Source organism: Asticcacaulis excentricus, from assembly GCF_003966695.1.
GTDB classification, from domain to species: Bacteria; Pseudomonadota; Alphaproteobacteria; order Caulobacterales; family Caulobacteraceae; genus Asticcacaulis; species Asticcacaulis excentricus_A.
Genome location: NZ_AP018828.1, coordinates 1,007,224 through 1,019,078, shown reverse-complemented (window position 1 = coordinate 1,019,078; position 11,855 = coordinate 1,007,224). Strand labels below are relative to the sequence as shown.

Below are 11,855 nucleotides of genomic sequence, written 5' to 3'. Positions count from 1 at the left end.
ATAAGTTGCGAGTGTCCTGTTGAATCTGAAATTCGCCAGAGGGCGATATCAAGCGCATGCGAATTTCAGGTTCAGGACACTAGGGTCAAGTTGGCCTTATCGGCTTTCTTATGGGGCGATGGCGAGCGCGCATCGAAACCTTAGAGCCGGCGCGCCACTCTCACCGCGGAAAGTGAGGTGCATCATGAACGGATCGCTTAAATATACCTTTGGCGCGCTGCTGGCAGCGGCCACCCTCGGTCTGGCCTTGCCTGCCGCCGCGCAAAGCTATGACGGCTGGTGCTATCAGAAGGGCAGTTCGGCCCGCACCAAGGGCACTGTGATCGGGGCCGCCGCCGGTGGCGTGCTCGGCAACGTCGTCGCCGGTAAGGGCAACAAGACGGAAGGCACGATTCTGGGGGCCGTGGTCGGTGGTGTCATCGGCAATCAGGTCGCCAGGAAAAACAAGGAAAAGGAAACGGCTTCGGCCAACTGCCTCAATAGCCGCTATTACGTCTATGACCGCGGCTATTATGAGCCGCCTTCGCCGCCCGACGGCTATCGCATCGCCTATTTCACCCAGCGTCCCTATTACAACTCGTACTGGGTGAAGCGCGACGGTGAGGATTATCGTTATCGTCGCTGACAATACCTCAGTTTTTGATCGAGAAACCCGGCCGCAGCGCCGGGTTTTTTGTGTGTCGTCGCCCTTTGACGTAATTGCGTCACAGCTCTGTTCAATATTCCGGGAAGTTTTTTGAACGCACCTGAACACCGCTGTTCAGTCCCGGTTCAGCCGGGCGGTGACAATGTGCAGATCACAACGCATCATCCAAAGGAGTATTTTCCATGTCCCATATGTCCGCAAAACTGATCGCCGGTGGCTTTGCCGCCGCCCTGGCTCTCGGCGCTGTGGCCGCCACCCCGGCCGCCGCGCAAAACTATGACGGTTTCTGCTATCACAAGCAGCAAAATACCAAGACCAAGGGCACCATCATTGGGGCTGTGGCCGGGGCTGCCGTCGGCAATGTCGTGGCCGGCAAGGGCAACAAGACCGAAGGCACCGTTCTTGGGGCCGTGGTTGGCGGCGCGATCGGCAATCAGGTCGGCGAAGAAGTGAAGGAAAACAAGGTTCAGCAGTGCCTGAACAACCAGTACTTCGTGTTTGACCGCCGTGAATACGCGCCGCCGCCCGCGCCGAAGGGCTATGCGGTTGCCTACTATACGCAACGTCCGTACTACAGCACCTACTACACGCACCGTAACGGTCGCGTTGTGGAATGGACGCCGCGTCGTCGTTAAGACAAACGCAAAACGCCCGGCTTTGGCCGGGCGTTTTTTTAAGCAGAACCGCGAGTATAACTTAATAAAAAAGGAGCCGGTGGGGTCACCGGCCCACTGAAGAATAGGGGCAAATTGAAACGAGAATAACTCAAACGCCATCCAAATAGATTGCGCGGTGACCCATCTTCCGGAAGAGCCACGATAAATAGAGAAACACGGACAATTCCGCCTGGCTATACCGTCGATATGGGAGGGGCTCCCATAAACCGGTGACCCCGATTGTGAGGAGGGGGGGCGCATGTTACACCTGATATCAAGGTCATTTAAAAACCCGCAGGTACAGTTCGTTTACATGCCCGAGTCCCGTCTGGTCCTTATCGAGGACGATCCCTTTGTTCGCCGCCACATCGCCACGCTGATCGAGGCGGCGCCGGACATGCGACTGACCGGAGAAGCGGGGAGCGTGGCGGAGGGGCTGAGCCTGCTCGATACCGCCCCCGATCTGATCGTTCTCGATCTGGGGCTCAGCGACGGCAGCGGCCTTGAGATCATCAAGGCGGCGCGTCAGCGGGGCTTGCCCACCCGCATCCTTATCCTGACGGTGTTCGGGGATGAAACCTCGGTCATTTCGGCCCTGACGGCCGGGGCCGACGGCTATGTGCTGAAGGACAGTGCCGAGAGCGAACTGATCGGCAGCATTCGCCACACCCTGAACGGCGGCTCGCCCATTTCGGCCCCGGTGGCGGCCTATCTGCTGCGCCATATCCGCAAGGACGCCTCGCTGGCCGTCGTCGCCGAACCGGAACTGGCCGAAGATGCACCGGGCATCACACCGCGCGAGATCGAGCTTCTGTCGCTGTTGGCCAAGGGGCTGAGCTATAAGGAAGCGGCCAGTGTGCTTGATATTTCGCACCACACGGTCGGCACGCACGTCAAGGCCATCTATCGCAAACTGGCGGTCAATTCGCGCTCGGAAGCCGTGTTTGAAGCGGTGCGCAGCGGCCTGATCCGCATGTAGTTTCGCCCGGCGGCTTGTGATCCCTGCAAACCTGCGGTTATGGTGAGGCATGTTTCGCCTTCCGACCGCTGCGCCCTGGACCCATCTGTGCCGCGCCCTGTGCTGGGCGCTGGTGGCGCAGATCGTGTTCTGGAGCCTGTTGTTCACCTTTGCCCGCAAGCCGTTGCCATCGGAGACCACCGAAGCCTATCGCGTGCGCGAAGTCTATATGCGGGCCGTGGACGGCCTGACGCCGCAGGCCTTTCCGCTGAGCCAGATGACGCTTCTGCCGGACGGCATGACCCCGATGCCGGAGGACTTCGCCAATGTCTGTGTGCGTGGGGCGACCTTTCCGGCCTATCAGATTTCCTTTCTGCTGAATCCGCAGTCGGACCGCGGCTTTGAGGCCCTGTTCCTGCCGGTGATCCGGGATAATTACGTCGTCTATCTCAATGGCCACCTGCTGGCGCCGCCGCGCGGGCAGTTCGGCTTTCCGTCCAGTCATGACGGTTTGCGGCCGCAACTCCTGAGCCTGACGCCGGACAGGCTGCGCTCAGGTGAAAACCGGGTCGATATCGTTGCGGTGGCCAATGGCTGTCACCCGCATATGAAGGGCGTTTTGTTTGGCCCGGAGACGGATTTGCGTCAGCTTCAGGATCATCGCCTGATGACCACCCTCGGTATGCCGCTGATCACGGTGATCGCGGCCACCCTGCTGAGCATGATCGCCGCCGCCCTGTTGCCGATCAGCGGTTATAACCGTCTGTTCCTCAGCGTGACCCTGTTCATGGCGGCGCTGGCGGTTAGGGGGGCCAGCTTCATGTGGCACGGCAGCGCCCTGCCGGATGCCCTGCATGACACGCTGTTGTCGATCATTTCCGGGCTGACCATGGGGGCGACGGCCTATTTTCTCAAAAACTGGACCTCGGCCCCGGATGGTCATACGCCCATCATTGTGGGCGTCACGCTGGCGGATGTGGCGCTGCTGCTGATTGGGTGGGCCGCGAAGCAGAGCTGGTTGCCGACGGTGACCGAGACCCTGCTTATCCTTGTCTGTTCCGCCTATTTCCTGCATCGCATGTGGGCGCTGGCGCAGTCTCAGCCGCAACTGCTGTTGCGTTCCTTCCCCTTTCTGTCGATCGGGCTGGTGACGACCCTTTATGATCTCTACCACGGTCTGTTCGGTCTGGCGCGGCCGCTGACGGCGGGGCTCTACTTCCCCTTCGTCATCATTGCCGGGATCGCCATTGACCTGGTGACGCGGGGGTTTGAGCTGTACCGCACGGCCGAAGAACAGCGCGATGATCTGGCGCGGCAGGTGCGCGACCGTGAAGCCGAAATCCGCGCCTCCTATGCCCGGCTTCAGGAGCAGGAGCAGCTCAACGCCGTCAATGCCGAGCGTCAGCGCCTGATCCGCGACATGCACGACGGGGTGGGCGGTCATCTGGTCAGCCTGCTGATGCAGCTCAAGCTGGGGGCTGTGCCGGCAGAGACGATGCGCGTCAATATTCAGGCCGCCGTGGATGACCTGCGCCTGATCATCGACTCGATGGATTCAATGGGTGATTCGCTGGAGGTAGGGCTCGCCATCTTCCGCGAACGGATGCGCCCGCGCCTTCAGGTGGTGGGGGTGGAACTGAACTGGCGCAACGCGCTGGAAGTGGAGCCGCGCGGCTATCGGCCCAACGAAATTCTCAATATTTACCGTATTTTGCAGGAAGGGGTTACCAATGCGCTCAAACACGCGCAGCCGAAAACCATCGACCTCAGCCTGCGCGCCGACCCGGACCAGCCGGGCTGGCTGATCCTGACGCTCAGTGATGACGGGGTGGGCTTTGCCACTGATGAGCGCGCCTCGGCCGGGCGAGGCTTGAGCCACCTGCGCCGCCGCGCCCAGATGATCGGGGGCCGCATCGACATCGTGTCGGCGCCGGGCAGCGGGACGACGATCCGTCTCTACGTGCCGCCGCCGTCACCCGCGTCTTGATATTAAGGTCGCAATAAACTAAACTAACCAGACTTAGTTTAATGAGGCGGCCATGACCACGGTCAATATACACGAGGCCAAAACCCACCTGTCGCGGCTGGTGGAACAGGCGGCCAAAGGCGAAAGCTTCATCATCGCCAAGGCGGGTAAGCCGGTGGCGCGGGTAAGCGCCATTGACGCGCCTGATCGGGCACAGGTGCGCCGTCTGGGGTTCCTGAGTGGTCATATCCGCACCCCGGACGATTTTGACCGTCTGGGCGAAGAGGAGGTCGCGCGCCTGTTCGGTGGCGCATGAAGCTGCTGCTCGATACGCATATTCTGCTGTGGGCGGCGGGTGAGCCGGAAAAACTGCCGCCAGAGATAAGGCGTCAACTCGAAGACCCGGAAAACACGCTGCTGTTCAGCGCCGCCAGCCTGTGGGAGGTCGCTATCAAGCGTGGGCTGGGGCGTGAGGATTTTCAGGCCGATCCGCGTCTGTTGCGCCGCGGACTTCTGGATAATGGCTATGTCGAACTGCCGATCCTGAGCGCCCATACGGTGATGGTCGATACCCTGCCACCTATCCACAAAGACCCGTTCGATCGCCTGCTGGTGGCGCAGGTGCTGTATGAAGGTGTGAAGCTGATCAGCGTCGATCCGCAGGTATTGCGCTATTTCGAGGCGTCTGCCTCTTCCCTGTGAAAGCCGGCCCCGCTATAGGGTAAATATGACCGACTCTGCCTCCAGATATATCCAGGGCCGCACCGGCCCGTGGGAACTCGTTATCGGCCTTGAGATTCACGCTCAGGTCGCCTCGACCTCCAAACTGTTTTCGGGTGCCGCCGTAGGCTTCGGCGCGGGCCCCAATGAACAGGTGAGCCTTGTGGATGCGGGCTTCCCCGGCATGTTGCCGGTGCTGAACCGCTTTTGCGTCGAGCAGGCGGTGAAGACGGGTCTGGGCCTGAAGGCGCAGATCAACCCGCATTCGCGCTTTGACCGCAAGAACTACTTCTATCCCGACCTGCCGCAGGGCTATCAGATTTCGCAGCTCTTTTACCCCATCGTGGGTGAGGGTGAGGTGCTGATCGACCTGTCGGACGGCACGCAGAAGACGGTGCGGATCGAACGTCTGCATCTGGAACAGGATGCGGGTAAGTCGATCCACGACCTCGATCCCAATAACACCTATGTCGATCTGAACCGGGCGGGTACGGCGCTGATGGAGATCGTCTCCAAGCCGGATATCCGCTCGGCCGAAGAGGCTGTGGCCTATTTCAAGAAGATCCGCACCATCCTCGTCTATCTCGGCACGTCCGATGGCGACATGGAAAAGGGCAATATGCGCGCCGACGTCAACGTGTCGGTGCGTAAGCCCGGCGCGGAGTTTGGCACGCGCTGCGAAATCAAGAACGTCAACTCGTTCCGCTTCATGCAGCAGGCGATTGAATACGAAGCGCGGCGTCAGATCGAGATTATCGAAGACGGCGGCACCATCACGCAGGAAACCCGCCTGTTTGACTCGGTGAAGGTCGAGACGCGCTCCTTACGTTCCAAGGAAGAGGCGCACGATTATCGCTACTTCCCTGACCCGGACCTGCTGCCGCTGGAGCTGGAGCTGGCCTGGATCGAAGACATCAAGAAGTCCCTGCCGGAACTGCCCGACGACAAGCGTCAGCGTCTGATGACGCAATATGGCCTCAGCCAGTACGATGCCACCGTGCTGGTCACCGAGCAGGCGCGCGCCGACTATTACGAGGCCGCCGCGAAGGGCCGTGACGCCAAGCTGGTCGCCAACTGGGTGACGAACGAGCTTCTGGCGCGTCTGACAAAGGACGGGCTGGAGATCGAACAGAGCCCGCTGCCGCCGGCGCACATTGCCGGTCTGGTCGAGCTGATCGAAACCAATGTGATCTCCTCGAAGATCGCCAAGACGGTGTTCGAGCACATGTGGGAAGGCAAGGGCACCCTCACCCCGGCCGAGATCGTCGAAACACACGGTCTCAAGCAGGTGACGGATACCGGCGCGATTGAAAAGGCCATTGACGAGATCATCGCGGCCAACCCCGACAAGGCCGAGGCGGCGAAGGAAAAGCCGCAGGCCATCGGCTGGTTCGTCGGTCAGGTCATGAAGGCCACCGGCGGCAAGGCCAATCCGGCGGCGGTCAATGACCTGCTGAAAAGCAAGCTGGGTCTGTGATCTTTTAAAGGGTGGGGCCTGCGCGACCTTGCGTGGGGCGTCTGCGCGTGAGACTGTGGTCTTCAAGTGAAAAGGGGGACCGCATGGCGTCCGACTATGCCCTCAGTCTTGAGGGGGTGAGTAAATTTTACGGCGACTTCGCCGCGGTGCAGGATCTGAGCTTCCGCGTGCCGCGCGGCTCGATCTGCGGCTTTCTGGGGCCGAATGGCGCGGGCAAGACGTCGAGCGTGCGCATGATGCTGGGCCTGTCGCAGCCGAGCGCCGGCACCATCAGCGTGCTGGGCGGTGAGGGGGCCAAGGTGCTCGACCGCATCGGCTTCCTGCCCGAAGAACGCGGCCTGTATCGCAAGATGTCGCCGGTGGACATGATCGTCTTTCTGGGCGGGCTGAAGGGCATGAAGGCCTCGGCAGCGCGCAAGCGGGCCATTGAGCTTCTGACGGCGCAGGGCCTCGGCGAATTTATGTACAAGCCGATCAAGTCCCTGTCGAAGGGCATGTCGCAAAAGGTGCAACTGATCGGTTGTCTGGTCCATGAACCGGAGCTGGTCATTCTCGATGAACCCTTTTCGGGGCTCGATCCGGTCAATCAGCAGGGGCTGGAGGACATGATACGCGACCTGGCCAAGCGGGGCGCGACCGTGCTGTTTTCCACCCACGTCATGGCCCATGCCGAGCGCCTGTGCGAAAACGTCGTCATGCTGACCAAGGGGCGCAAGGTGTTCGAAGGCACCCTGCGTCAGGCGCGCGAACGCGCACCGCGCTATCTGGAGCTGGAAGGCGTGCTGAACCGTGAGCAGGTCACGGGTCTGCCCGGCGTGTCCGAAGTGATCGACGGCGGGGCGGGCGAAGAGGGCACGCATCGCTGGCGTCTGCGCTTCCTGCCCGGCGTGACGCCCAATGAGGCGCTGAAGACGGTGCTGGTCGGGGGGCTGGACGTGCGCCGCTTCGAAGCGCATGAGCCGACCCTGCACGACGCCTTTATCGTTCTGACCAATGGCGGAGAACCGGCATGAAGACGCTTTTGATCGCGCGCCGCGAATATCTCGCCTTCGTCAAGACGGTCGGCTTCTGGCTGTCTCTGCTGGTCCTGCCGGTACTGATGGCCGGATCGGTGTTTATCCCCATACTGATGAGCCGCAGCGGTGGCGAAGAGGCCAGCCGCGTCGCCATCCTCGACCTCAGCGGCGAAAACCTGACCCCGTCCTTGCGGGCCCTGCTTGACAAGCCGGACCCCGCCGTCGCCGCCCTGCACGAGGCGGCCCCCAGCGTTTCGGCGCGTCAGGCCCTGCGCCAGATGGCCAGTCGCCGTGACTATCAGGCCGTCCCGTTGCCGGAGGGGCTGACGCCGGACATGACGCTGGCGGCGGCCGAGGCGCGCCTGTCGCAACTGATGCAGGCGGAAAAACGCAGCGTCGATCAGGTGATTGTCGCCTATGTCGAAAAGACGCCCGAACCGCATCTGGCCTTCCACCTGTGGTCGTCGCAGACCAAGGGCAAGTCGCTGGAAGACTATCTGCGCTGGGACCTGCACGCCCTGCAATCGGCCTATCTGGCCAAGCAGAAGGGCGTGGACCCGCAGGTCGCCACCGCCTTGCGTGAGGCGCGGGCCGAGATAAGCAGCCTAACCCCGGCCATTGCCGCCGCGGGCGCCGATGACAAGGCGTCCTTCACCGAGTCGCTGAAAGAAAACGGCCCGCACTTTGTCGGGATCGTCCTCAGCTACCTCACCTGGATGTCGATCTTCTCGTCTTCGGTCATCCTGCTGTCGGGGGTGATCGAAGAAAAATCGTCGCGTGTGCTGGAGGTGCTTCTGACCTCGGCCCCGGCCAGTAGCCTGCTGGTCGGTAAGGTGCTGGGCGTGTTCATGGTCCTGCTGACGGTGGCCGGGCTGTGGAGCGCGGTGGCCGGCGGTATTATGGGCTACGGACTGGCCTTTATGCCGCCGGATATGATGAACAATGTGCACGTGCTGGCCGGAGCCATCCTCAAGGTCGAGACGATCGTGCCCATGCTGCTGTTCTTTGTCGGTGGCTATCTGATGTACGGCATCACCTTTATCGCCATAGGTTCCTTCTGTGAGACGCAGAAGGAGGCGCAGGCGATCATGGGGCCGATCGTGGTGGTGCTGATGATCCCGATGATGAGCCTTCAGGCGGCGCTGATGTCGCCCGACCTGCCGCTGATCCGCTACCTGTCGTGGGTGCCGCTGTTTACGCCCTTCCTGATGCCGCTGCGGGTTCTGGGTGGTGCGCCGTGGTGGGAGATTCTGGCGACACTGGCCGGCATGGGGGCCATGGCTTGGCTGATGATCCGGCTGGGGGCCCGCGCCTTCAAGCAAGGCGCGCTGGGCGGCGGCAAGTTTAGCTGGAAGGCGCTGATGGGGCTGTCGCGCGGATAGGACTAAAGTTTACGACCAGAGGTACGGACGCTTTTTACAAACCGACCCCATCGGATCAAAAGATGATCTGAACCTCTATGCTTACACAGGCGGTGATCCGGTTAACCTTACAGACCCAACAGGGCTTTGTCCTTGGTGCCGTGTCGGTCAGGCTATAGCTCAAAGGTTAGCACCAGTTGCTGCTAGAGTTGGGAATGCGGCAAACAGATTTGGAAATTCGGTCGCGCGTGCAATTCCCGGTACTACACAACGTGCCGAGATGGTAGCACAAAGGGCTCAGCTTGCGACACAACAAGCAAACTTAGCAACGCACCCGCAGGCATGGACTACTCTAAACACCTTCCATCAGGCGAAGCATACAGTAGGCTCTGCAACGCAACGCGGTAGTATTTTGCTTGAAGATGCGAAAGCTCTTTATGTCCAATATGGAGGACTGGGAGCACAGGTCAATCCAAAGGTCGCACGTGGTATGGCAGGGTTTAGAGAACGAATTCAAGCGGATGGCATCATAGGTTTGTGGCACAATCAGTCTACCAATGCTATGGTATACACGGATCGCGCTATCATTTATTATTCAAACAAGGGATATCATCTAGTTCCCGCTCAGCCTTCTGCGAATGTACTTACTTATCTTCCCCCTCCTTCCGCAATTCCTTAAAATGTGGTGCGATACATGATGAACAATGAAGCAAGAATCGCAATTATTCTCACATTCGTAGAAACATGTTATGAATTTCAATGCATAAGTGGCAGTTTAATAAGGTACACGGTGGAAATTTCAAATGATTTGGTGCGGGCTCAAATCGTTGTGAAATCTGATATATCCGATGATGAGCAAGACAACCTTCGCCTTGTAATGACTTACATAGCCGCGCAGTTTGGTGAAATTACAATTGATGAGGATTTCATCAAAATATCACATATTAGCGAATTGCAAAAAATAGATCCTCTACCAGTTGGGCTATATCGAGCGAGCGATCATGCAAGATAAAAGCAATGCCTCCAGGTGAGGGCTAAGTGTTTGTCTGCACATCGTTTTTTGTGCCTCCGGGGTGTGAAAAAAGGCCGGAATCTGGAGGCTCCCGCCCTTTTTTATGGTGCCATGTGGGCGTCAAAGCCTTTGTTTATAAGGCTTTGCGATGGAGCCATTGGAGCCTCCAACAACTTAGATCCTGCCTTCGATCCTTCGATGGCGACGGGGACGTTTTCGGTGTTTGGATACCGTTCATACGCAGGCAGGATAAAAGGCGGAGAGGCTCTGGGGCCTGGTTCTGCGTGATAGTCTATATTTTACAGATATTTATGCGAAGCCGACGAGAGGTGCGCGCTGCATGTGGTGAGGCGCGAAGCCGGTATCCCGTTGTACTTTATGGCTATTTTGTGAGGTTTGCGGGATTTAAGCGCTCTGTGGCGACGGCGGCGACGGTGTCCTGCAAGAGCTTTACGCGCTCGGTGAGCCCGTCGCGTTCTTCATCGGTGACGGTGTAGTCGGCAGAGTATGGCCTCGACATTTGCGTTGCCGCGACCCTGAAAGCAAAAAGCCGCTCCTGCCGACGAATGTGTCGGAGGGGCGGCCACCCTATCAGAACACGTCGTAAAAGACGTCGATGATACGGCCGGTGCGCAGATCGACCAGAACAATGTCGCTGCCGACGAAATAGTATTCGCAGCCATAGGGCTTGCGCGGCAGGAAGTAGAAGTCCGGGTCATAGACGCGATAGCTGTAGAAGTAGCGCGGCAGGTAGTCGCCATAGTCGTAGCGATAGCCGTAATACTCGCTCGGCACGCGGTAATAGCCGTAACGCGGGGCGAAATAGAAGCCTATGCGCACCCCCGTGTAGGACCGGAAATCGCGATGCGTGCGCCAGTTATAGGCGTGGCGCGACGACCAGCCGTTGCGGTCAGAGTCATGACCGTCCCAGCCGCCATTATACCGGCTGTCATTATTGCGGCCCCGGTTGTCCCAGCCGCCACGGTCACGGTCATTGCGGTCATTACGGCCCCAATCGCGCTCATTACGATCATTTCGACCTGTGTTTCCGCCGCGATTGTCCCAACCGCCCCGGTTGTCGTTACCGCGATTGCCGGTCCAGCCGCCGGGCGTGGTGTCGCGCCCGCCGTTCCAGCGCCCATCATTGCCGGGCCGGGTTTCCGGACGTGTTTCAGGGCGTGTCTCAGGTCGCGTCTCCGGACGGTTGTCATTGCGATCCGGGCGACCTTGCCAGCCGCCGGTGTTGCCACCGGTATTGGCTCCGGGGGTACGATCCGGGCGTCCGGCCGTATTGTCCTGACCCGGCTGACGGTTCCAGCCGCTGCCCGGATTGGTGTTGCGCGGGGTATCGCCGCGGTTCCAGCCACCGCCGGTGTCGCCGCGTGGCTCTGCGCCGCGCGGGCCGCGTTCGCCACCCCGGTCACCGCCCCGATCACCGCCCCGATCACCGCCTTCCGCACGCGGCTCACTCACTTGCGGGCGCGGCTGCGGTGCCGGCGGGGCCTCGCTACGCTGATCCAGATTGCGTTGCGCCGGTTGATAGGTGCCGGCAAAGGCCGGGGCCGACGACAGGGGAAGAGACAGGGCGATGACCGCGCTCAGGGCTGTGGCGCTCAGTCTCAGGGATTTGGAAGACCGGTGGGTCATGGTTTCCTCGATGGCGGCGATTTTTTTTGCCGCCCTACGCATGGACGGAGACGCTTTTCTCCGATTGATTTCACTATGCACCGCTCTGGCTGAACTGAAACTGAACGAAACCGCGCAGGTATCGGTCAGGTGGTCCCACTGACGGCACCAAGCTGAGCCAAGGGCTTCATTGATTCTAAATTCAGGTGTTAACGTACGAAGCGGAATGGAAATTTGTAATTATCGGGAAATTTATCAAATTTTATCAAATTAAACTCAAATATTTTGAAATAAGTAATAATAATTAATTTAATAGTTAACGCAATAATTAATATTAATTCAATTTTTACATAAAAAATTCACAGTAAATATCGTCGTTAACTTTAATTTCACTTGGCGGTGGAAAACTCAGCTCAT

At 59.5% G+C, this 11,855-nt stretch carries 12 protein-coding genes; 11 read left to right on the top strand and 1 reads right to left on the bottom strand.

The window, feature by feature from the left end:
* Positions 1 to 184 precede the first annotated feature (184 nt).
* From EM6_RS15860 to EM6_RS15805, 11 genes are all read left to right on the top strand, one after another.
* Entirely contained in the window at positions 185 to 625 is a 441-nt protein-coding gene (locus tag EM6_RS15860) for a glycine zipper 2TM domain-containing protein (RefSeq protein WP_126424083.1), read from the top strand.
* A 203-nt stretch (positions 626 to 828) separates the two neighbouring features.
* The gene (locus tag EM6_RS15855; protein ID WP_126424082.1) at positions 829 to 1,281 is read left to right on the top strand and encodes a glycine zipper 2TM domain-containing protein; all 453 of its coding nucleotides are present in this window, start codon (positions 829 to 831) and stop codon (positions 1,279 to 1,281) included.
* 334 nt (positions 1,282 to 1,615) lie between these two features.
* Positions 1,616 to 2,281, top strand: a complete 666-nt coding sequence (locus tag EM6_RS15850) for a response regulator (RefSeq protein ID WP_232037148.1) — start codon at positions 1,616 to 1,618, stop codon at positions 2,279 to 2,281.
* A 49-nt stretch (positions 2,282 to 2,330) separates the two neighbouring features.
* Positions 2,331 to 4,247: an ATP-binding protein gene (locus tag EM6_RS15845; protein WP_126424080.1), complete on the top strand. Its 1,917-nt coding sequence runs from the start codon at positions 2,331 to 2,333 to the stop codon at positions 4,245 to 4,247.
* 52 nt (positions 4,248 to 4,299) lie between these two features.
* The gene (locus EM6_RS15840) at positions 4,300 to 4,542 is read left to right on the top strand and encodes a type II toxin-antitoxin system Phd/YefM family antitoxin (RefSeq protein ID WP_126424079.1); all 243 of its coding nucleotides are present in this window, start codon (positions 4,300 to 4,302) and stop codon (positions 4,540 to 4,542) included.
* A complete protein-coding gene (locus tag EM6_RS15835) occupies positions 4,539 to 4,928 on the top strand; it encodes a type II toxin-antitoxin system VapC family toxin (RefSeq protein WP_126424078.1) in 390 nt (129 codons plus the stop codon). Before EM6_RS15840 ends, EM6_RS15835 begins: the two co-directional genes overlap by 4 nt.
* Positions 4,929 to 4,953: 25 nt before the next feature.
* Positions 4,954 to 6,423: an Asp-tRNA(Asn)/Glu-tRNA(Gln) amidotransferase subunit GatB gene (gatB, locus tag EM6_RS15830; RefSeq protein ID WP_126424077.1), complete on the top strand. Its 1,470-nt coding sequence runs from the start codon at positions 4,954 to 4,956 to the stop codon at positions 6,421 to 6,423.
* A gap of 83 nt (positions 6,424 to 6,506) precedes the next feature.
* The gene (locus tag EM6_RS15825; protein WP_126424076.1) at positions 6,507 to 7,436 is read left to right on the top strand and encodes an ABC transporter ATP-binding protein; all 930 of its coding nucleotides are present in this window, start codon (positions 6,507 to 6,509) and stop codon (positions 7,434 to 7,436) included.
* A complete protein-coding gene (locus EM6_RS15820; protein WP_126424075.1) occupies positions 7,433 to 8,821 on the top strand; it encodes an ABC transporter permease in 1,389 nt (462 codons plus the stop codon). Before EM6_RS15825 ends, EM6_RS15820 begins: the two co-directional genes overlap by 4 nt.
* Before the next feature lie 49 nt (positions 8,822 to 8,870).
* Positions 8,871 to 9,479: a polymorphic toxin type 50 domain-containing protein gene (locus EM6_RS15810; protein WP_232037189.1), complete on the top strand. Its 609-nt coding sequence runs from the start codon at positions 8,871 to 8,873 to the stop codon at positions 9,477 to 9,479.
* 15 nt (positions 9,480 to 9,494) lie between these two features.
* A complete protein-coding gene (locus EM6_RS15805; protein ID WP_126424073.1) occupies positions 9,495 to 9,812 on the top strand; it encodes a hypothetical protein in 318 nt (105 codons plus the stop codon).
* Positions 9,813 to 10,403: 591 nt separating this feature from the next.
* Here EM6_RS15805 and EM6_RS15795 read toward each other — a convergent pair.
* Positions 10,404 to 11,501 carry an RcnB family protein gene (locus EM6_RS15795; RefSeq protein WP_126424072.1) on the bottom strand — a complete coding sequence of 366 codons (1,098 nt, stop codon included), beginning with the start codon at positions 11,499 to 11,501 and terminating at the stop codon, positions 10,404 to 10,406.
* Between the last annotated feature and the right edge of the window lie 354 nt (positions 11,502 to 11,855).

What these genes read in the sequence shown, in the direction of transcription:
- EM6_RS15845 (WP_126424080.1), top strand. Translation starts at nt 2,331, where the DNA reads ATGTTTCGCCTTCCGACCGCTGCGCCCTGGACCCATCTGTGCCGCGCC.
- EM6_RS15850 (WP_232037148.1), top strand. Translation starts at nt 1,616, where the DNA reads ATGCCCGAGTCCCGTCTGGTCCTTATCGAGGACGATCCCTTTGTTCGC.
- EM6_RS15805 (WP_126424073.1), top strand. Translation starts at nt 9,495, where the DNA reads ATGATGAACAATGAAGCAAGAATCGCAATTATTCTCACATTCGTAGAA.
- EM6_RS15795 (WP_126424072.1), bottom strand. Translation starts at nt 11,501, where the DNA reads ATGCGTAGGGCGGCAAAAAAAATCGCCGCCATCGAGGAAACCATGACC.
- EM6_RS15840 (WP_126424079.1), top strand. Translation starts at nt 4,300, where the DNA reads ATGACCACGGTCAATATACACGAGGCCAAAACCCACCTGTCGCGGCTG.
- EM6_RS15855 (WP_126424082.1), top strand. Translation starts at nt 829, where the DNA reads ATGTCCCATATGTCCGCAAAACTGATCGCCGGTGGCTTTGCCGCCGCC.
- EM6_RS15860 (WP_126424083.1), top strand. Translation starts at nt 185, where the DNA reads ATGAACGGATCGCTTAAATATACCTTTGGCGCGCTGCTGGCAGCGGCC.
- gatB (WP_126424077.1), top strand. Translation starts at nt 4,954, where the DNA reads ATGACCGACTCTGCCTCCAGATATATCCAGGGCCGCACCGGCCCGTGG.
- EM6_RS15820 (WP_126424075.1), top strand. Translation starts at nt 7,433, where the DNA reads ATGAAGACGCTTTTGATCGCGCGCCGCGAATATCTCGCCTTCGTCAAG.
- EM6_RS15835 (WP_126424078.1), top strand. Translation starts at nt 4,539, where the DNA reads ATGAAGCTGCTGCTCGATACGCATATTCTGCTGTGGGCGGCGGGTGAG.
- EM6_RS15825 (WP_126424076.1), top strand. Translation starts at nt 6,507, where the DNA reads ATGGCGTCCGACTATGCCCTCAGTCTTGAGGGGGTGAGTAAATTTTAC.